22 protein-coding genes are annotated in these 17,787 nt (G+C 68.8%); 14 read left to right on the top strand and 8 right to left on the bottom strand.

The features are described from left to right. Window positions 1-77: 77 nt before the first annotated feature. Window positions 78-968, top strand: coding sequence for a DUF5753 domain-containing protein (locus ACSNN8_RS25680; RefSeq protein WP_436652112.1), 891 nt, complete (start codon window positions 78-80; stop codon window positions 966-968). A gap of 2 nt (window positions 969-970) precedes the next feature. Here ACSNN8_RS25680 and ACSNN8_RS25685 read toward each other — a convergent pair whose 3' ends face one another. Then, complete coding sequence (locus ACSNN8_RS25685; protein ID WP_436652113.1) at window positions 971-1,291, bottom strand: hypothetical protein; 321 nt, start codon at window positions 1,289-1,291, stop codon at window positions 971-973. Between the two features lie 102 nt (window positions 1,292-1,393). On the opposite strand from ACSNN8_RS25685, the gene ACSNN8_RS25690 reads away from it, so the two are divergent. Together ACSNN8_RS25690 and ACSNN8_RS25695 are read left to right on the top strand one after the other, a co-directional pair. Next, the gene (locus ACSNN8_RS25690; RefSeq protein ID WP_436652114.1) at window positions 1,394-2,194 is read left to right on the top strand and encodes a GntR family transcriptional regulator; all 801 of its coding nucleotides are present in this window, start codon (window positions 1,394-1,396) and stop codon (window positions 2,192-2,194) included. Between the two features lie 2 nt (window positions 2,195-2,196). Further along, window positions 2,197-2,880, top strand: a complete 684-nt coding sequence (locus tag ACSNN8_RS25695) for a PP2C family protein-serine/threonine phosphatase (RefSeq protein WP_436652115.1) — start codon at window positions 2,197-2,199, stop codon at window positions 2,878-2,880. A gap of 59 nt (window positions 2,881-2,939) precedes the next feature. Here the strand turns inward: ACSNN8_RS25695 and ACSNN8_RS25700 are convergent, their stop codons facing one another. From ACSNN8_RS25700 to ACSNN8_RS25710, 3 genes are all read right to left on the bottom strand, one after another. Beyond that, entirely contained in the window at window positions 2,940-3,587 is a 648-nt protein-coding gene (locus ACSNN8_RS25700) for a DUF4352 domain-containing protein (protein WP_436652116.1), read from the bottom strand. Window positions 3,588-3,787: 200 nt separating this feature from the next. Beyond that, complete coding sequence (locus ACSNN8_RS25705; RefSeq protein ID WP_436652117.1) at window positions 3,788-4,318, bottom strand: hypothetical protein; 531 nt, start codon at window positions 4,316-4,318, stop codon at window positions 3,788-3,790. A gap of 66 nt (window positions 4,319-4,384) precedes the next feature. Beyond that, window positions 4,385-4,561 (bottom strand): alpha/beta fold hydrolase, encoded by a 177-nt coding sequence (locus tag ACSNN8_RS25710; RefSeq protein ID WP_436652118.1) that lies wholly within the window; start codon window positions 4,559-4,561, stop codon window positions 4,385-4,387. A gap of 475 nt (window positions 4,562-5,036) precedes the next feature. Between ACSNN8_RS25710 and ACSNN8_RS25715 the strand changes: the two genes are divergently transcribed. Then, the gene (locus ACSNN8_RS25715; RefSeq protein ID WP_436652119.1) at window positions 5,037-6,239 is read left to right on the top strand and encodes an IS110 family transposase; all 1,203 of its coding nucleotides are present in this window, start codon (window positions 5,037-5,039) and stop codon (window positions 6,237-6,239) included. A gap of 57 nt (window positions 6,240-6,296) precedes the next feature. Here the strand turns inward: ACSNN8_RS25715 and ACSNN8_RS25720 are convergent, their stop codons facing one another. The 3 genes from ACSNN8_RS25720 to ACSNN8_RS25730 form a co-directional block, all read right to left on the bottom strand. Then, the gene (locus tag ACSNN8_RS25720; protein WP_436652120.1) at window positions 6,297-7,769 is read right to left on the bottom strand and encodes a hypothetical protein; all 1,473 of its coding nucleotides are present in this window, start codon (window positions 7,767-7,769) and stop codon (window positions 6,297-6,299) included. Beyond that, window positions 7,766-8,122: a hypothetical protein gene (locus tag ACSNN8_RS25725; RefSeq protein ID WP_436652121.1), complete on the bottom strand. Its 357-nt coding sequence runs from the start codon at window positions 8,120-8,122 to the stop codon at window positions 7,766-7,768. The genes ACSNN8_RS25720 and ACSNN8_RS25725 overlap by 4 nt, the downstream gene beginning before the upstream one ends. A 77-nt stretch (window positions 8,123-8,199) precedes the next feature. Continuing rightward, the gene (locus tag ACSNN8_RS25730; protein WP_436652122.1) at window positions 8,200-8,487 is read right to left on the bottom strand and encodes a helix-turn-helix domain-containing protein; all 288 of its coding nucleotides are present in this window, start codon (window positions 8,485-8,487) and stop codon (window positions 8,200-8,202) included. Between the two features lie 70 nt (window positions 8,488-8,557). On the opposite strand from ACSNN8_RS25730, the gene ACSNN8_RS25735 reads away from it, so the two are divergent. From ACSNN8_RS25735 to ACSNN8_RS25775, 9 genes are all read left to right on the top strand, one after another. After that, entirely contained in the window at window positions 8,558-9,766 is a 1,209-nt protein-coding gene (locus ACSNN8_RS25735; protein ID WP_436652123.1) for a hypothetical protein, read from the top strand. Window positions 9,767-9,768: 2 nt separating this feature from the next. Then, the gene (locus ACSNN8_RS25740; RefSeq protein WP_436652124.1) at window positions 9,769-9,945 is read left to right on the top strand and encodes a hypothetical protein; all 177 of its coding nucleotides are present in this window, start codon (window positions 9,769-9,771) and stop codon (window positions 9,943-9,945) included. Next, the gene (locus ACSNN8_RS25745; RefSeq protein WP_436652125.1) at window positions 9,942-10,154 is read left to right on the top strand and encodes a hypothetical protein; all 213 of its coding nucleotides are present in this window, start codon (window positions 9,942-9,944) and stop codon (window positions 10,152-10,154) included. The genes ACSNN8_RS25740 and ACSNN8_RS25745 overlap by 4 nt, the downstream gene beginning before the upstream one ends. A 30-nt stretch (window positions 10,155-10,184) precedes the next feature. Next, the gene (locus tag ACSNN8_RS25750) at window positions 10,185-10,418 is read left to right on the top strand and encodes a hypothetical protein (RefSeq protein ID WP_436652126.1); all 234 of its coding nucleotides are present in this window, start codon (window positions 10,185-10,187) and stop codon (window positions 10,416-10,418) included. After that, window positions 10,415-10,879: a hypothetical protein gene (locus ACSNN8_RS25755; RefSeq protein WP_436652127.1), complete on the top strand. Its 465-nt coding sequence runs from the start codon at window positions 10,415-10,417 to the stop codon at window positions 10,877-10,879. Before ACSNN8_RS25750 ends, ACSNN8_RS25755 begins: the two co-directional genes overlap by 4 nt. Window positions 10,880-10,899: 20 nt before the next feature. Then, window positions 10,900-11,754, top strand: a complete 855-nt coding sequence (locus tag ACSNN8_RS25760) for a hypothetical protein (RefSeq protein ID WP_436652128.1) — start codon at window positions 10,900-10,902, stop codon at window positions 11,752-11,754. Continuing rightward, the gene (locus tag ACSNN8_RS25765; RefSeq protein WP_436652129.1) at window positions 11,751-13,310 is read left to right on the top strand and encodes a hypothetical protein; all 1,560 of its coding nucleotides are present in this window, start codon (window positions 11,751-11,753) and stop codon (window positions 13,308-13,310) included. The genes ACSNN8_RS25760 and ACSNN8_RS25765 overlap by 4 nt, the downstream gene beginning before the upstream one ends. 97 nt (window positions 13,311-13,407) lie before the next feature. Beyond that, window positions 13,408-16,062, top strand: a complete 2,655-nt coding sequence (locus tag ACSNN8_RS25770; protein WP_436652130.1) for a hypothetical protein — start codon at window positions 13,408-13,410, stop codon at window positions 16,060-16,062. Continuing rightward, window positions 16,055-16,504: a DUF6166 domain-containing protein gene (locus ACSNN8_RS25775; protein ID WP_436652131.1), complete on the top strand. Its 450-nt coding sequence runs from the start codon at window positions 16,055-16,057 to the stop codon at window positions 16,502-16,504. Before ACSNN8_RS25770 ends, ACSNN8_RS25775 begins: the two co-directional genes overlap by 8 nt. Window positions 16,505-16,509: 5 nt before the next feature. Here ACSNN8_RS25775 and ACSNN8_RS25780 read toward each other — a convergent pair whose 3' ends face one another. Then, window positions 16,510-16,737, bottom strand: a complete 228-nt coding sequence (locus ACSNN8_RS25780) for a hypothetical protein (RefSeq protein WP_436652132.1) — start codon at window positions 16,735-16,737, stop codon at window positions 16,510-16,512. 38 nt (window positions 16,738-16,775) lie between these two features. Between ACSNN8_RS25780 and ACSNN8_RS25785 the strand changes: the two genes are divergently transcribed. Continuing rightward, complete coding sequence (locus ACSNN8_RS25785; protein ID WP_436652133.1) at window positions 16,776-17,477, top strand: hypothetical protein; 702 nt, start codon at window positions 16,776-16,778, stop codon at window positions 17,475-17,477. Window positions 17,478-17,787 lie beyond the last annotated feature (310 nt).

Genomic DNA, 17,787 nt, shown 5'->3' on the forward strand with positions numbered 1-17,787 from the left:
CGCGCAGCAGGCGTGCAATCCGCTGGCCCCGAATGGGAGCATGTGTGAAGCACGGCGGAATGCGCCCTGCTCGCGGCATGGTCGACGACAAGGGGGCACCGGTGAAGAACAGGCAGATGCAAGCACTACTCACCGGACCCGACGGGCTAGGCACCGCCCTGCGCACCGCCCGCGGTGGACTGTCTATGCAGCAACTCGCCGACCGGATCACCGCAGTAGCAGAGAACGACCCCGGCGTCGGCCGCTGGGGCACCTCGCGAGTCAGCAAAATTGAGATGGGCCAGCAGCTGCCCAGCGAGCTCGACATCGAGCTATGGGCGAAAGCCACGGGTGCGACCGCGGCGACACGGACCCGTTGGCAGAAACTGCGGATCGATGCCGAAGCCAAGCGGTCCCTCTACCGGCGCCGCACCGCAAGCCACGACGGATCAGCCAGCGCCCCAGGCGACCTCGAACGGGTTGCCGCGCTCACCCGCACCGTGGAGCTCACAGTCATCCCGGAACTCCTTCAGATCGAGGGCTACACCCGCGCCGTGCTGACGCCAACCCTGGATCCGGATGCCATCGACGAGGCCGTCGCCAACCTGCGCACACGACAGAAGGCGCTGCATTCGGAGAAAAGGTTCCAGTTCCTCATCGGCGAGGCAGCCCTGCGCACGGTCCGCGGCGACGCCGCCGTCATGGCCGGCCAGCTCGACCGGCTCGCCACCGTCGCGAGTCTCGCCAACGTGACCATCGGCATCATCCCGCTGGGCGTTCCGCTGAAGGGTCCAGCCCTGTCGGCCGGGTTCACGCTCTACGACCTGGACGAGGCCGTGATCAGCGATGGGCTCGAGGAACACAAGTACGTCGGCAACTCCGCTGCGGTCCTACGCGAACGGCTGGACGCGGCCTGGGAGGACGCGGTCCAGGGCCGAGCGGCACGCAAGCTCATCATCGAGGCCGGCGACGCGCTGAACGTCGACTGACGTCACGCCTCGGCTAGTCCGACCTGGACGAGGCGGAGCATCGATACGGCATAGTCCTCGGCTACGGCCGACACCAGCGGCGTTGCCATGTCCACCAGTACGCCGTCGAGCGATACCTGCAGGACGATCCGCGGAACCCCCGGGCCATCGTTGCTGTCTTCGCGCTCGAGGGCCAGGCCGAACACCGGGCCGTTGCTGGGGTTGCCCCACACGCCGGGAAGGTCGCGGGCGTGGACGGGGCTGCCGTCAGTGTGGCCGTCGCACCAGGAAGGGCACGGAGCCGTTGAGCGGATGACTCTGCTCGCCGAGGTGGTGGCGGTCATCGGGGCCTCCCGTGCGGACGTTTTGACCTAGCGCCTAGGGACATCGTGACGACCATGCCCTATGGTGTCAATATCTTAGGATAATCCGCGAGAGGGGAACGAATGACGCAGGGCTCCAAGTACCCAGACATTGCTGCAGCGATCAGGGAACGGATCGAGGCAGGCGAGTGGGAGCCCGGTGCACCCCTGCCAACCCTCGACACCCTCGCCGGCGAATTCGGGGTCAACCGCAACACCGTCCACCGCGCGATCGGCGCCCTTGAAACGCTCGGCTACGTCAACGCGACCCGCGGCGGCCGGGCCATCGTCCGGTTCGGCGCCGAACGCACCCGCCGACCCCGCGGCCACTACGTCAAGCGGAACCTATTCCTGCGCGGCTACTCGTTCCCGTCCGCCAGCGCCGGCGAACAGTGGATGAAGCACGGCGAAGCCGACAAGAACCCGACCGCGCTGACCGACCCGCGCATCGCAAAGCTCCTCGGCGTCGAGCCGGGCACGGTCGTACCCCGACGATTCCGGGTGACCGGGCCGATCAGCGAAGCCCCATTCCAGATCAACATCTCGTGGATCCACCCGCGGGTTGCGGACATCGTCGCCGACGTCGACAAGAACCCCGCCGCCGGTGAGTGGCTGTACCGCATCGAGAAGGCCGGACACTGGCCGCTCTCCTGGGTGGAGTTCCACCGCGCCCGCATGCCCAGCAAGGACGAGGCGAAGCTGCTGCACATCCCGACCAGCCTGCCCGTCCTCGAGATTGTCCGGCAGGGCACCTCCGGCGGCGACGACAAGCCGGTCGAGGTCACCGAGTACATCATCGCCAGCGACCGCGTCGAGACCGTCATGACCCTCGAGCGCGACGCCAGCGCCGTCGACCCTTGGCCCGACGAAGAAGACGGGGAGTAGCCATGCCAGCGATCGCGATCGGCACCCATGTCGGCTACCGCAAGAAGCGCAACGAGGACAGCTACTACGTCGGCGATTACCTCCTGGCCATCGCGGACGGCATGGGCGGGCACGTGGCCGGCGACGTGGCTAGCTCGACCGTCATCGACGCCGTCCGGGAGTTCGACCGGGCCTGCCCGCCGGGGCTGCTGGCCGCCGAGCTGGGCCAAGCGGTGCACGCGGCCAGCCACGCCATGCAGCGGCGGATCGCCGACCAGCCGGAGGTGGCCGGCATGGGCACCACCCTGGTCGCGGTGATGTGGTCACAGGGCCGGTACGCGCTCGCCAACATCGGCGACTCGCGCGCCTATCTGCTGCGCGCCGGGCGGTTGCGGCGCCTTACCGACGATCACGTCTACGGGCGGTTGTTGGCCGCGGCGGGCACCGTGCCCCTGCTGCCCGAGCGGCTGTCACGGTTCCTCGACGGCCGCCTGGACGGCCGGTCGCCGGACCTGTCACCCCTCGACGTGCGGGCGGGGGACCGGCTGCTGCTGTGCTCGGACGGGCTCAGCTCGTACGTCGATCAAGATGTCATCCGGCACGAGCTCGTGACGAACCCGCGGGAACAGGCAGTAGAACGGCTCATCGAGCTCACCCTTGATGCGGGCGCCCCAGACAACGTCACGGTGGCGGTCCTAGATACCTAGCCCGCCAAGCACGAAACGGCCCGCACCCCGAGGAAGGGTGCGGGCCGTTCCCGTTTGGTCTACTTCAGCGGCACCCGGACACCGGCGGTGAACGTCGACTCGTGCAACACGATCGACGTCAGCTTCGTCCCGGCCGGCACATCGAACACCAGCTTGCCATTCACCGCGTTCCCCGGGTTGATCGACTCGAGGAACGTCGAGTGGTCCTTGTTCGCCCACGTCCCCGCACCTGAGTCCACCGAGTACTCGGTGCCCTTCGCGTCGTACGCCTGCTGCGACATGTCGGAGAACACCTCCGCCGACGTGCCGACGTTCTTCACCGTGACGTCGACGAGGCAGAACTGGCCTTGCGCCTTCTCCCCGTACTCGGCCGGCCCGACCGACGTGGCACCGCACGCCATGTTGGTGACGGTGAACTGGAACTTCCCGTCGGTGGCCGCCTTGCCCATCTGCCCGGCCGCGGCGTTCTTGCCCTTGACGTTGTCGTCCAGGTCGCCGGCCACCTTCGCTGTGCCGCCGAGCACCAGGGTGAACAGGCCGACGCAGCCCAGGACGCCGAGCAGCACGATCCCGCCGACGATCCACGGCCATTTGCGCTTCTTCTTCGGCGGCGGCTGCGCGCCGGCCCAGCCGGGCGGGGGAGCGCCGTAGGGCTGCCCGGAGGTGGGCTGCTGGTGCGGGTTGAACTGGGGCGGCTGGTAGGTCACGAATGGCTCCGAGCGGACCGGGATCGGTGGACTGGTGTGCGGCCGGGCCCCAGTCCACGAAACCCGACCGCACCTGTTCAACGGCGTGCCGGTGCGTGGGGATGTGGCCCGCTCAGCAGGAGTGACGTTGGTCGATCGGACGATCGCTGATGGCAAACGAGCGATGCCCGAGGTGTTTCTGCATGCAAGGCCGTTGGCGGCTACGAGTTCCAGTGCGGGATGTCCTCCCACGGCCTGTCTGCTCGGCCGCCGGCAACCGCGAGACGCTCTTGGTCGGGCATCAGCATGGTGAGGTCTCTGCGGCAGTGGTCGATCACCTCATCGATCAGGTAGGCGACCAGTTCTGGCGCCTCATCAGGAATTTGGTGCCCGGCGTCAGCCGCGACGATGAGCGGCGTGTCGAGGCTCCAGGCCAGGCGTCGCTGATGTGCCAGCCATAACGGGTCGAGCGCCTCCGCCGGCCAGGGTGGTTCCCACCGGCCTGGGGTCCGGGTGACGACGGCTGATCTCACCTCGCTCGCACGCCGCGATTGCAGCACCTCGACCTCTCCGGTAAGGGTGTCGAAGTGGGTCGCGTCCGGGCCGTCCCCGTCCGGCGGCTGCGGGATGTCGACGACTGGCCACAGCGCCAGGCGGGGGATGGAACCGTCGACATGGACGGCTCCGATGACGCGGCGCTGGTTGCGGCCGGTGAAGACGCGGGCGATGAGGCTGCCGACGGAGTGGCCCACGACGACAAGGGGGCCGATGATTCCTGCCTCGGCGAGTTCGGTTTCGAGTTCGATGGCGAAGGCGCTTTATGGCAGCGGCGGGTTCGGTTCCGGGCGGGGCGGCCGGGTGCCGGTGCCCGGCCGGTCGTAGGTGAATGTTGGCACGTTGCTGCGGATGAGGTTGATGACGGGTTGCCATGAGTCGCCGTCGGTGCCGAGCTGGCTGATGAAGACGACGGTCGGTGACAGGTTGTAGCTCGGCATCGGACTCCTCTGGTGCGGGGCGATTTGGGGGGGCGATTGGGGGGGCGGTCAGCCGGTGGGGCCGTGGGGGGCGACGCCCCCCGTCATCCGACAGATACCTCTCCCGCGAGTCACCCCATTTCGGTATAGGTATCTAGCTATCTTCTCAGCTCATGGCAGGGATTTGAGAAGTTCGACGGTTCGCGAGCGACTCTCTTCTTTCGCTGCTTCGCCGCCCCCCATGGGGGGCGATCGCCCCGTTACCTTTTTCGGGTCCCCGTTGGGGATGCTCGGTCGCCTGGTCCGGCATGACTGACTGCCCCTGTCGTTCGCATGATCCGGGGGGTGTTGTTACCGGGCCGGGTGGCGCCGACGGACCGCTCATAGGGACCCGGCCACCCTGCACGCCATAGGGTTGGTCTCTTCGTAACGTGGCTGCCGGCAGTCGACGCCTGACACGGCGACCGAGACACGGCTGCTGTCGCGGGGAGGCGATGTGCACGGCGACTACCAGGTCTTTCTCGGTTTGGACGTGGGTAAGGACGGTCACCACGCGGTCGCGTTGAACCGCGAGGGAAAGCGGCTGCACGACGCCCCGCTGGTCAACACCGAAGCTAGGTTGCGGCAGGTGTTCACCAAGCTTGCCAAGCACGGCGCGGTGCTGGTGGTTGTGGACCAGCCGGCCTCGATCGGTGCTCTGCCCGTCGCGGTGGCCCGGGCGTGCAGTGTTCAGGTCGCCTATCTGCCTGGTCTGGCGATGCGCCGTATCGCCGATCTGCACCCCGGTGCGGCGAAGACTGATGCCCGTGACGCCTATGTCATCGCGGACGCCGCCCGGACCCTGCCGCACACGCTGCGCCGGGTTGATGTCGGTGACGAGACCTTGGCCGAGCTGGAAGTCCTCGTCGGGTTCGATGATGACCTCGCGGGTGAGGCCACCCGGGTCGCGAACCGGATCCGCGGGTTGCTGACCCAGATCCATCCCGCTCTGGAACGTGTCCTGGGCCCGAAAGTGCAGCACAAAGCCGTCCTCGAGGTGCTGTCGCGATGTGGTGGCCCCGCCGGGCTGCGCAAAGCCGGCCGGTCGAAACTGCTGGAGATCGTCCGGCCGAAGGCCCCGCGGATGGGCGAGCGTCTGGTCGAGCAGATCTTCGCTGCCCTCGGCGAGCAGACTGTGACCGTCGCGGGCACGGCAGCGGCGGAGAAGATCCTGCCGAAGCTGGCCGACAGCTTGCGTGATGTGCTCCAGCAACGCGATGACCTTGCGATCGAGGTCGAGGGGATGCTTGATGCTCACCCTCTTGCCGAGGTCCTGACATCGATGCCCGGCATCGGGGTCAGGACCGCAGCCAGGATCCTGCTCGAAGTCGGTGACGGCACCGCCTTTGCCACCCCAGGACATCTGGCCGCTTACGCCGGCCTGGCTCCGGTCACCCGCCGCTCCGGCACGTCGATCCGAGGCGAGCACCCACCCAAAGGCGGCAACAAGCAACTCAAACGCGCGTTCTTCCTCGCCGCCTTCGCTTCGCTGTCACATCCGCCGTCGAGGACCTACTACGACCGCAAGAGAGCCCAAGGCAAACGGCACAACGCCGCCCTCATCTGCCTCGCCCGCCGCCGGGTCGACGTCCTGTTCGCCATGCTCCGCGACCAACAGCCCTACCAAGCCCGACCGGCAGAACATGCCCTCGCCGCTTGACGGAACCCATAGGGACACCCCCCCCATTGCCCCCCATCGCATGGGGGGCGATACGGCTCATGCCGGCACCGCCGAACCGGGCACAACGGCACGGTCGTCCTCCACGAGGGCCACCCACTGCACAGACGCGGCATGAGCAAGAGCCGCATCGAAGAACGGTTTGTTTGCCGAGCCGATGTTCTTGCGCAGCAAGTACCGCAACGCCGGACCGTCATGGGCCTGCACCCGCCGGAAGATCAGCCGTGCCACCCGGTCAATCGAATGATCCACACCTTTCGCGGCGAGACTCACTGCTTCCGTCTCAGCTACCCGGTCGGCGAGCTTTTCCGCCTTACGCCGCGCTGCCTCCTGCCGGCCGAACTCCATCAGCCGGTCCCGGGTCGCACACGACACCCGCCACAACATCCGCGCTAGCTCGATGTCTTCGTCGGAGACGACCATCCGCCCGTCGAGCGCACACAGCAACGACGACAACTTGCACAACATCAGCGGCTCGTGGGAGTCGAGCTCATCCACCACCACCTCAGCGGACACCTTCGCGACGTGTGCCCGGCGCAGCTCCGCTTTGAACGCTTCGGGGAACGCCACCACGCCCTTCCTCGGGAGCCCGTCCGGGCCCTCGAGGGGCAACTGGAAACCGTCCGGCATGAACGGCCCCACCTCCGGAATGTCCGGGTCGAGGGCCGACAGCCACAGGAACCGCTGCGGGGTGCCGGGGCCTCCGTCGGCGAGTAGATCCTGCGCCACCGCGGGCTGGTAGCCGATCACCATGCCCAGCGAGTAGGTGTTGCGCCCCACGAAGCGTGTCGTGGCCTCTTGCGCGTTGGCCTGCCCGAGCGCCTGCCCGGTCCAGGCAGTCCGGATCGCGGCGCCGATCGTGGTGCCTTGCCGTTCCTTCATCATCTTGGACAGCGTCTGGCCCTCGTCGAGGTACAGGAACGCGTTGTGCCGTACCTGCCCGCGTACCTTCTCCATCACCGGGTCGCCGGCGTTCGCGTACTTCGTTGACCGAGTGTGCAGCACTCCCGTCGGTCGTTCAGCCGTGCCCATGAACACCTCGGCGATGCCTTCGCCGGTGCCCAATCCAACACCGTCGCGGAAGCGGTCCATGTCGGTGTGGCCGTCGAGCGCCGACAGGTAGCGCGGCGGTCGGACGAGGTCGTCGGCGCACTGCACGGCGGTGGTCTTCCCGACGCCGGATGGTGCGACCAGCGCGACGAACAGGTTCATGCACCCGTTGGGTCCGCGCCCGGAGTCGAACTTCAGTTCGTGCGAGACCATCCCAGATGCTCGAGCGAGGACCGAACCGAGAACGGCGTCCGCCGAATTGACGGTGGCGTGCGCGGCCTGCCTGATGTCCTTGAACAGTTGCCGGGCGCCCCAAAACTCCTCCGGCAGGTTCGCCAGTGGCACCGCTTTGCGCCCGTCCTCGATTGCCTTCGCCGCGACTTGCTCAGCGGATGCCCACGGGTCCTCGGGTGGTTCGAAGGCGGGGTCGTCGAACTCGGCGCCCCAGACGATGTCGGTCACTGCGGCCCGCCGGCGAGTTCGTAGGTCTCGCTACTGCGGTACTTGCGGTACCAGGCGCAGCCCGACCCGGCCGGTAGTCCGCTTACCCAGTCGACGGGGCCGCCACGGTAGTTGTAGCCGTGCGGGTAGCCGCGGGATTCGTACTGGCGGGCGGCTTGCTGTTTCATCGCCCGAACCTCGGCCTGAATACGCGCGGCCTGGAACAACGTGGTGTTGTCGTGGTCGTGTCGGAGTCGCCGTTGCGAGTCGCTTCGGCCGTCGATCAGGCCTTTGCCGTAGGCGGCGAGCACCATATCGAGGAGCTCGGCTGCGCCGTACAGCTTCTCCTCGGGTGGCTCGTCGGTTACCGTCAAGATGTCAGCTCCCGTAGTCAGGTACGTGGGCGAGACGAGCTAGCCGTGGCGCTGCAATCGCCGCGGCTTTCGTCATTTCAGGCCGCGGCTTCGCGCGGTGTCTCATCCGCTGCGCACATCGCTGCGAGCTGCTCGAGCAGGGCGCCGTAGCGCAGGGCGTTCTCCGGCTTGAGTCGGTCTTCCCGGTTCTCCCAGCGCCAGACGGCCTGTGGGGAGACGCCCAGGTCGCGGGCGATACGGGATAGGGAGACGCCGGCGCGGACACGGATGGCGCGGCGCTCGCTCTGGGCGGGCAGCTTCTGAATGGCACGGAGCTCGTCAACCACGGAGAACGTGGGCGGAGGTCGGTTGTCGGTGGTCGTCATGGGAAGGATCGTAACCCAACATCGTGAAGTGACCTAGAAGTACTTCACGATTACGTGCTACCGTCATGGCATGCGAACGACGATCACCGCCATGCCCACCGAGCCCCCACCCGCCACCACACCGGCTGGCGCAGGGTGGCTCAAGGCTGTGTGGGATCAGGTCACCGGCGACCGCGCCCTCATCTACATCGGCCTCGCGCTCAGCGTCGCGGCACTCGTCTACCTCGTCCGCCGCGCCCGCAAGGTCGCCCGCTCCGAACGGCCCGACGACACCCTCGCCACGCTCGGCATGCTCATCGGCCTCGGCTGGTCCGGCGAAGCCATGTGGGTCATCGGCACCCAGAAACTGCACGTGCCCGTCCCGCTGCTCGTCCTGCTGCTGCTCGTCCTGGAGGTCAACCTCGCCGTCGCGATGATGCGCGCCAAACGCCACCACCGCGACGAGGGACACCCCGGCAGCTACGGCACCACCGCCTGGGTCATCGCCGGCTCCATGGCACTGATCGCCGCGTTCGCCTCACACTCCATCGCCGAAGCCGCCCTGCGCGTCGCCATCCCCCTGCTCGTCACCAAAACGTGGTGGGACGGCATGGTCGGCGCCGGCGCCAAGAGGCTCACCGGCTCCATCTCGTGGCGGTGGACACCGCGGCGGCTGCTGCTGTGGCTCGGCGCGATCGAGCCGGGGGAGAAAGACGTCGAGACGGTTCACCGGGACCGGCTGACGCAGCAGATGACGCAGCTGGAGTTCCGGCGCCGATACGGCAACGACCGGACCCAGGAACGCTCCGCGAAGAAGCTCGCCCGGCTGTCGCTGACCGCCGACGAGGCGATCATCGCGGAGGTGCGTCAGCGCGTCAGCCGCGCGTCATGGTTCACCGTCATCCCGCTCCCGCCGCAGCCGCTGACGCAGCCCGCCGACGGCTCCACGGGAACGCCGGCCAGCGCCGTGGCGAAGGTGCGTGACGCGGCGGTGACGATCCCGCCGATGCGCCGCTCGAAGCCCGTGACGCGGCCCGCTACCAGTGGTGACGCACGTGGCGCGGACCCGGCGACGCGCGCCGCGCAGCTGTTCCTGACGCAGCAGGTCGACTCGATCCGGGAGGCCGCCAGGCGGGTCCCCGGCGCGTCGGAGGCGACCGTTCGGCGCCGCGTCAACGAGGCCCGTGACGCAGCCAGCGGCGCGTCACCTGACGCACCTGACCTTCCCATCAGCGAGCCGAAGCAGCCCGTCACGGCGGGCGTCAACGGCCACCACCCGACCACCCCCGAAGGAGCCTGACCATGACCGACCAGCCCAACGTCGAGGTCATCACGACCATGCGCCTCGGAGCGCAGACGAAGACTTTCACCGCCACCGCCACGACCGAAGGCGAGCCGGGCAACACCGCCCGCGCGCTGCTGTTCGCCGTCCGCGACGACGCCGTCAAGTGGACCTACGACATGGAGCGCACCCGATGACCACCATGCCCAACGAGCTCGCCACCAAGAGGCCCGCGAACAGCCAGATCCGCCGGCACCGGCACACCGCCGGTGAGAAGCAGACCCGCACCATCGACGGCCAGTTCCGTGCCGTCCGTGGAGGCCCCTCCCTCACCGCCGTCCTGACGTGGTTGATCACCGTCATGCTCGCCGCCGGGTTCGCCGGCTACCTCCTGTCCACCTTCTGACCTGCGTAGATCCCGGAGGTATGTGCGCACATGGCACGCGCAACCGGCACCCGGGCCGCTGCGATCCGCCGCCGCACCAAACACGAACAGCGGATCAACGAGCACCCCCACCCGCTCGACCGGCTCACCAAGACCTGGGCGTGGGTGCACGCGGAAGCCCGACGCCACCCCCACCTGCTCGACCAGACCATCCGACGCCTGCACCAACTCGGCGCCGACCTCAACGACCTCGAAGCGAACCCCGGAAGGGAGACCCCGAAGTGACCGTCGCAGCCCACAACAACCACCCGCATGTCACCGACGGTGAGCATGTGCGTGGTGGTGTGCGCGGCCCGGAAACCGCGCGGGTACTGCCGATCCGGCCCGATATCGACCCGCGGACCGCGCGCACCCGCGCAATATCACGGTCCCCAGTAGAGATCCAAGCCAACAAGACCAGCAAGATTCGTAACTTTGCGTCAACCCACGCGGAGGAGGCGCGGGACGCCGCCGCAGACTCGTGGCTGGCCCACAGCCGGCTGCGCCCGCTCGGCGACACCGCCCGTGACGTCCTCCACCCGCACGGCGCCGCCGACGTCCTCGCCGGACCGTTCCGGCTCGCCGTCGAAGCCATCGCCCACCTGCTGCACGAGTCCGTCGCCACGAACAAGCGGGCCGCGGTCACCTTCACCCTGCTCGTCCTTTCCCTCGCCACCGCGTGGGCGATCGCCGCCTACGCCTCCTGACCCTCTGGAAGGAGGAACTCATGAACTGGCTCAACTCCCACTGGCTCCAACTGACCCTCATCGCCGGCGTGATCGTGCTGCTGGTCTTCGGCCGCAACAAGATCCTCCCGAGGGTTCAGGAGAACAAGTTCATCCTGTGGCTCGCCTGGATCGTCACCGCCGTCTGCGGTCTGGTCCTCGGCTGGGCGCTCATCGACGTCGCAGGCTGGGTGACCAGCCTGCCCACCACCTTCGGCGGAGTCGTCGCCTCCCTCGGCGCGATCCTCGCCGTGGTCGCCGGCTGGTGGGCGATCAGCATGCTCGTCGAGATGTTCCGCGACCTCGCCGACGGTGTGCCTGACGGCGACGCCCGCAAGGCCGCCCTGTGGGTGCCGACGCTGGCTCCGGCGGGACTGTCCGCGGCGTGGGGGATCGTCACGAACCCGCGCGGTATCGGCACCGGCATCACCGCCGCGGTCATCGCCGGGATCTCGCTGGTGTTCCTCTTCAAGATCGTGAAGGCGGCGCTGGCCGGGAAGAAGGGCGAAACCGTCTGGAAGTGGTTCGCCGCCGCCGCCAGCCTGCTTTGCGGGCTGCTGATGATCCCGCTGCTGGCGTTCGCCGACTCCTTGTCGCAGCAGTACCTGCCCGGTAACTGGCCGACCGGTCTGCGCATCGTCATCGGCTTCCTCGGCGTCGGCCTGCTGATCTGGGCAATCGTCGACCTGGTCCCGAAGAAGAAGCAGGGCGAGAAGCGCATGTCCCCCGACGAAGGGGTCCGGGCGTTCCTCACCTTCGGCCTGCCCGCCCTAGTGCTGTGCGGCGCGGTGGCGGTCGGCGCGATCAGTGACGCCGCCACTGAGCAGGGCAACATTCTGGTCGGGAGCATGAAGTGACCCGCGCCCCGATGAGCCCGGCGCCGCAGGGCGGGCAGCCGGAACGCAAGGAGAAGACGGCGGCGGCCCTGTTCGCCGGGTTCATGACCCTGGCCCTCGGCAGCGCCGGTCTGCTCATCGCCGCGCTCGCGGTCGGGCTCGAGCGGTCGGTGGCCGGCGGCGCGGTCGAGCGGGGGCGGGCACGGCAGCGCGGGCAGGGCTGGCTGGCTAACCAGCGGGCCTGGCTGGACGCCGACCATCAGCGCCGCACCGCTACTGCGGACACCCGCCGCCGATGGCTGGAGGCGGGTGCCGACCCGACGACCGAACCGGCCCGCCCGTCGACGGCCAGCAAGGCCGGTAACGCGCTGCGGCGGCTGCTCGCGAACGTCGCGGTCGCCGGGTCGGATTTCCGCGACGGGTTCCGCGACGGGTGGAAGGCCGCCGACGACAAGCGCAAGGCGGGTGGCTCGTTCCGGGAGATCACCCACGCCCGGCCGGGCGGCTCCGGCACCGACACGCCCGACGAGCGGGTGTGCGGCACCTGCAGACGGCCCGCCGTGCCGGTCACCGGCAACGGCTTGTGCGGCGACTGCGAGGCCGTGTTCAAGCCGCAGCCCGACCCCGCCGCGGCCGGAACCGGCAGGCCCGCGGGCAGCAAGCCCAGCCCTCGCCCGCACATCGGCGTGCCGTCCACAGCCGGCACCGTCACCGACGGCCGCACGCCGGCGGTCCTCGGCGACGATCAGGCCGACCGGCTGCGGTCGGTACTGAATGGCACCGGACCAGACATCACCCGCGGCGCCTGTCCCGTGTGCGGCGCCTTCGGCAACCTGACCATCTTCGGCTGCTGCGAGCCGTGCGTGCAGCAGGCCGGCCATGCGCTGTGCGGGCAGTGCCGCAACCCGATGATCCGTGACGGTGGCGTGTACCGGCACAGCCGCCACCAGCAGTGCACCGCCGTCGCCCCGGTCGGCAACGAGATCTCCCGGCCCCGCACCGAAGGCGCCGGAACCCTCACTACTGAAGGAGAACCCATGAAGGACCTTGACGAGATGGTCGGCGACAGCAACGACCGGCTCGAACAGGAACGTGAGCGCATCAACAACCTCGGCCCCGGCCGTCACTCATTGAACACGCCGCTCGAGCAGTCCGGCGGCAACCGGCGCAGCGGCCCGGGTGGAACCGGTGCGGGTGGAACCGGTGCGGGTGAGTCCAACGCGAGCGTCCTGCGCGGCAAGCTCACCGGCATCAAGCAGGACCTGCACCAGATGGCCGAGCTCACCGACCAGCTCGCCAAGGTCCGGGAGCAGATGGCGGCGAAGGTCCGCGAATCCGACGAGTTCGCGCAGGCCACCGGCCAGTCCAACCAGGCCCGGCAGGCGCTGGACGAGGCGAGCGCCGTTGCCGCGGCGATGGGCCAGCACCTCGGCTCGTTCTCCGAGGGCGCCGTCAGCGCCGAGGAACAGATGGGCGCGGCGTCCGACGGGCTGCGCGTCGCCGAGAACGCCGAGGACGAGCTGCGCTCCGCCGGCGCCGACGGGCGCGCTGTCGCCCCAGCCGGGGCCGGGGCCTGACGTTCCGACGATCCCTGTCCGCCCCGAACCTGTGTCGGGGCGGGTGGAATCCGCTGGACCCGTACACCACCAGCTCGAGCAGAAAAGGACCACCACGATGACGACCACAGCCACCCCGACCCGGCCGCCCGCGCAGGCGCCGCGACCGAACCTGCCCAAAGGTGTGCGCTGGTCGAACGCCTGGAAGGTCGACGGGGTCCTCACCGAAAGCCCTGACCCGGGTGTGGAGATGCCCGTCAACGAGCAGTGGGAGCTCACCGGCACGATGTGGGTGTGCCCGGCCGGGCAGTGCCTCACCACCGCGTGGACGTTCGAACCGGTCGACGGCGAAGAGGACAAGCCGGCCTGCACCCGGCACCTGACCCGGCTGGTCGCCTCGCGGGTCGACGCCACCGACGCGGACCCGGCCGCGGGCGCCTACGCGCGGGCGAAGGCCCACATCCGCGGCGTGTACGAGCGGCGCCGGGACGCCGCTGTGGCTGCCGCGCAGCAGCGGATGACCGCCGCGCAGCAGGCCGTCACCGACGCCACCCGCGCGACCGCCGCCGACATGCGCGGGCATGTTCCGTCGCTGGCCGCCTCGAGCATGCTGCTGGCCGGCGGCACCTACGCATCTCTGGCGCAGCCGTGGATCGCCGCAGCGGTCGGCGCCGGGATGTGCTCGCTGGGCGTGGTCGCCGCCTACCTGGCCGCCTGGTGGCTGCGCCAGATGCGCGCGCGTAACCGGGCCGACGCCAAGCAGGCCCGCCGGGACAAGCAATTCGCCTGGCACATCGCCGCGGGCACCCTCGCCGCCGGCGTGTGGCTGATCTGCTCCGCGGGGGCCAGTGTGCTGCCGCTGTTAGGGCAGGTGCTGTTCACGCTGCTGTTCGGTCTGCTGCTCACCTTCGCCGTGAACAAAGCCCACTGGGACGACCTGTGGGCGACCCGCCGCCGATTGAAGGAGATGGCCCGGCTCCGCGCCGAGGCGGAGGCCCGCCGCGCGGCTGAGGAAGCCGAACGCCTCGCGCAGCAGCGCGCCGCCCCGGAACCGACCACCCCGGCCGAGCCGGACAGCAACGACCCCACCGTCGTGGGGGCGCGCATGGCCGCCGAGTGGCAGCGGATCTCCCGCACCCAGGCCGCCGCGAACGCCTTCCCGCAAATGGCCCGCACCTGGATCGACCCCGCCAAGACCCAGCCGGTCACCGCCCCCATCGACGGCAAGGTGATTCGGATCGGCTGGGAGTTCTTCGGCCAGTCCGAGCCGGGTGTGCTTGTTGCTCGTGGCGGGATGCAGGCACCCGTGGTGGCAGCCAAGGACTGGCTCACCGCCGTACTGTTCGACGGCCGTCACGATCCTGGCACCGTGTCACTTCTTGACCGCCCCGGGGGTCAGGCCAACCGGTTCACGCTCATCGTCACCGACTCCATCCCCCTCGGTGAGCCCGTCCGCTGGCAGGGCAAAGCCGGTGTCAGGAAGCTGCCCGACGGCACCATCCTTGTGCACCGGGGACGGGCCCTTGACGGCAACGACTATCACCACCCGATCTACGTCCCGGGCCAAGCGTTCGGCGGTCTCGACGTGGGCACCCGCGGCGGCGGTAAGAGTGCCGGCACCATCCTGTACCTGCTGAACTGCCTCGCAGCTGGCATTTTCCCGTTCCTGTTCGACCCGAAGCAGCTCGTCAACTACCCCGACTTCATCGGCATCTTCCCCATTGGCGTGACCGCCGAGCACCGCGACGCTTTCCTCGCCGCCTTGGCGGCGGAACGTAAGCGTCGTGAGCGAGAGATGAGCCGCAAGCCGCTGGTCGACGAGTTCGGTCGGGAGGTGCACGGTGAGGCCCGCTGGGACTTGCGTAACGGCCCGCCGATCACTCACGTCTGGGAGGAGTTCCACGACCTCGCCAATCTCGAGGAGTTCGTCGCCGGGTTGGTCAACCACATCCGCTTCGAGCGGGACGCGGCAATGGGCGGCAAGTTCGTCACGCAAGGCGGCGGACTGGCGGATCTGAGCAGTTCAGTCCTGCGCGGCCTGCTCAACCAGACCGAGCTCACGACGTACCGCATGGACGACCACCAGGCCCGGCTGGCTGGGCGCAAGGACGGCGCTTACACGGCATCGGACCTGCCGCCACTGCCGGGCATGTGCCTGGTGACCGCCCCGGAGGCCCCACCGATGCCGATGCGGACGGCCTACGTGCCACGCACCCTGAACCACCCGGACAGTGTCTTCAACACACTGTGGGGCCGGTCGGCGGAAAAGGTGCTGCAGTTGCCGCCACCTTCGTTGCCGGAGGCAACCCTCGAAGTGTTCCGCCGGCACGGTGTGATTGAGATCTGGGAGCGGGCACAAGGCCCGGGCGGGCTGAACAGGCTGCTGACAGACGCCGAGAACGAGCAGTACGGTGGCCCCTCGCCAGCGCCGACCGGAACCCTTGCAGGTCGTCCGCTGCTCGAGGCGGCAGATGTGCTGCTGGCGATCGTGTGGCACCGGCCAGGGTGTGATCGTGCCGCAGTGGATGCGCACCCGGCGTGGGTGAAAGGCGTGGGACGTGTCCCGGACCCGTCGACCGTCTCTAAGGCAGTCACGAAGCTCGACAAGGCGGGGAAGCTAATCCGCGAGGGCTCCAACGTGAACCGCACATACCGGCTCACCGACAAGGCAAGCGCCGACGGTGAGCGCATCTACCGGAATCTGTTCGGCGCCGCCGAGCAGCAGCGGCAGGCCGAGGCCACCGCCGAGACGCAGGAGGAAACCAGTGAGTGACACCGCGAAGTGGGCGTACGACGACGACCGCTGCTATCACGGCATCCGCGAATCCGATACTCGGAACCGGATTGTCGTTGAGCACAGCACCTACGGCCCGACCGAGCGCGGCCAGGCCACGCCGGCGTACGAGTTGCACTCACCAGACCCGGTCGTCGAGCTTCACTGGGGGTACGACGGATCCGGTCCGCACCGTGCCGCCGCGGCGATCCTCACCGACGCGTTGGGGTGGGAACCCTCCCGGCAGATGGTTAACGCGTTCGTGATGGACTGGCTGAGCATGGCGTCGGCGGAGTTCTGGTTCCGTCGCCCGGCGATCCTGCGGTGGGCGCGGGGTCTGCTGTGCCAGCACGGTCAGCACGACCTGCCGGCGCCGCTCGCCGAGCTGCCACCGGTGAACCCGCTGAAGTACCAGCGCGGGCCGCGCGGTGGTGCCGGGTGAACCGGTCAGCGGATCTCTTTGAGTACCACGATGATGCGGTTCTCCGAGGGCTCACCGTCAACGATTTCGGCGACTCCTTCGTCGGGGACGACGCGGTAGTCGGTGTGCTTGATCCGGTCGCCTTTGCGGCGCATGCGGATGGTGGGGGACAGGCGCGGGTCGAAGGGCAGGTCGATCTCGTCGACCAAGACGCGGTCGTCTGTGCTGGCGGCGACGAACTTCACCCGGTACATGCGCTCATGGTGACGGATCAATCGCGGGCGGTCCAGTCGTGACCGCCGCGGCGCCCGCCCGCACCGGCCTGCGCTGGGGTCAGGTGTACGGCATCGACGTCATCGACCACGACTCGTGGATGGCCGGCGCCCCGGTCATCGTCGTCAACGACTATGTCGGGCAGTCGCGGCAGAAGCGCCGCGCCCGGGAGAACCAGCACCGCGACGACAAACCGTGGTCCGACCTGATCGTCGGTAGCCCGCGGGTTTTGTGGGAGGGCGGGTGCACCGACGCGGAGCTCGACGAGATGGAACGCCGGTTCATCCAGGACGTGCCGCTCGAGCAGCGGCCCAGGTTAAACTATCTACTGAACGAGGACAACCCGCACCGGATCGAGAAGTACCGGCAGGTTAACCAGCGGCACGCCCGTGACGGCCGCCGCGATGAGGACCCGTGGCAGCCGACCGAGTACCGGCCTGAAGCGTACGGCTACCGCCCGGCCTCGCAGGCTCATTCGGCGGCGCCGGCCCGCCGCGAGTGGAAGCCGTGGCAGAAGGCTCTCGCCGGGTACGGCGGCGCCTACCTGACACTGATTCTGGGCGGCTGGGTCGCGCTGGAGCACTGGTACGACTTCGACGCCTGGTGGCAGCCGCCGGCAATCTGCGCTCTTATCCCGCCCGCCGCTTTGCTAGCAGCGGTCGTGGTGCTGGCAACAACCCGCGGTAAGAAGCCACGGCGCTCAAAGCGGAGCCGCCGATGACCGCTTAACGCGGGAAATCCTTCACACACGCCTAATGCACGGGTGGCATACACCAGCAGGCAGATGCTGCCGTTGCACAGGTCGCAGCAGTGGCCCGTCGGCCGGGCCCGCTACTCGCCACGCAACCCCGGGTAGGTAATCCTGTGGCTGGAGGCCGGCGCAGACAGCCGGCGAAGGGGCGTTGCAGGCTGCTGACATACGTGCTCACACTTCCGGAGCCTCGATCAAAAGCATGCTTAAGAGCATTGGCGTTGACCCGCATGAACCCTTAGCAGCGCGGCCAAGCTGAGTACGGCTTGAGCAGGTCTAG

The sequence above is a fragment of the Actinoplanes sp. URMC 104 genome (assembly GCF_051386375.1).
GTDB lineage: Bacteria > Actinomycetota > Actinomycetes > Mycobacteriales > Micromonosporaceae > Actinoplanes.